The 1,346-nt window shown below is 60.2% G+C and carries 1 protein-coding gene; it reads right to left on the minus strand.

What is annotated here, in order from left to right:
- The coding region (locus A3754_RS06320; RefSeq protein ID WP_063519110.1) for an acyl-CoA dehydrogenase family protein at window positions 1-1,346 on the minus strand (1,346 nt) is incomplete at both ends.

The raw sequence follows: 1,346 nt of genomic DNA on the forward strand, positions 1-1,346 counted from the left end.
TACGCCATCATGGCGTAGCCGCTGTACATCAGGAAGTCGTAGCTGGCGGTGGAAACCATGTCACGATCTTTCGCGGCCACCAGCATGATGCGGGTGGTCAGGTAGTTCCACTCGGCGGCAATTTTCAGCAGCTTCCAGGCGAACGGACGCAGCTTGGGGTCACGCAGGTTCTTGGTGCCGAAATCCACCAGTTTCTTGGAGAATTCGCGCACACATTTGCCGCGGGAGGACAGCAGAACCTTGCGGCCCAGCAGGTCCAGCGCCTGGATGCCGGTGGTGCCTTCGTACAGGGTGGAGATGCGCGCGTCACGGGCGATCTGTTCCATGCCGTGTTCTTTGATGTAGCCGTGGCCACCGAATACCTGCATGCCGTCGTTGGCGGCTTCCAGACCTTTCTCGGTCAGGAACCCTTTCAGGATCGGCGTCAGGAAGCCCAGCTCGCTGTCCCAGTGCTCGTATTTCTTCATGTCGTCTTCGAGCATGCCGGCGATCATGTTGTCCGCGTACTGGGCGGCGTAATAGATCATGGCGCGGCCGCCTTCAGCGATGGCCTTCTGCTTGAGCAGCATGCGGCGCACGTCACCGTGGTGGATCAGGCTGTCGGCGATGGCATCCGGCTCTTTCTTGCCAGACAGGGCACGCATGGACTTGCGCTCTTTGGCGTAAGGCAGGGCGCCCTGGTAAGACAGTTCCGCGTGGGCAACACCCTGCATGGCTGTACCGATACGGGCGCTGTTCATGAAGGTGAACATGCACTCCAGGCCACCATGCTCCGGGCCGATCAAAAAGCCGGTGGCTTCATCGAAGTTGATCACGCAGGTGGCGGAGGCCTTGATGCCCATTTTCTTTTCCAGGGAACCACAGTTCACGCCGTTGTCTTCACCGATCTTGCCCGGCAGGTACTTGGGCACGATGAACAGGGAAATCCCCTTGGTGCCTTTCGGCGCATCGGGCAGGCGGGCCAGCACGATGTGGACAATGTTTTCGGTCAGGTCATGGTCACCGGAAGAGATAAAGATCTTGGTGCCGGAGATTTTGTAGGAACCGTCTTTCTGCGGCTCGGCCTTGGTTTTTACCTGGCCCAGGTCGGTGCCGCACTGCGGTTCGGTCAGGCACATGGTGCCGCCCCAGGAGCCCTCGGTGAGCGGTACCAGGTAATCCTGCTTCTGTTCGTCGGAGCCATGCATCTGGATGGTGTTCATGGCGCCCAAAGACAGGCCCGGGTACATGGAGAAGGACCAGTTGGCCGTCGCCATCATTTCCTGTTTGATCAGGCCCAGTGACATGGGCAGGCCCTGGCCGCCCACTTCCACCGGGTGGCTGAGACCCTGCCAGCCACCGGCCAC

It is taken from the genome of Alcanivorax sp. HI0083 (assembly GCF_001635175.1).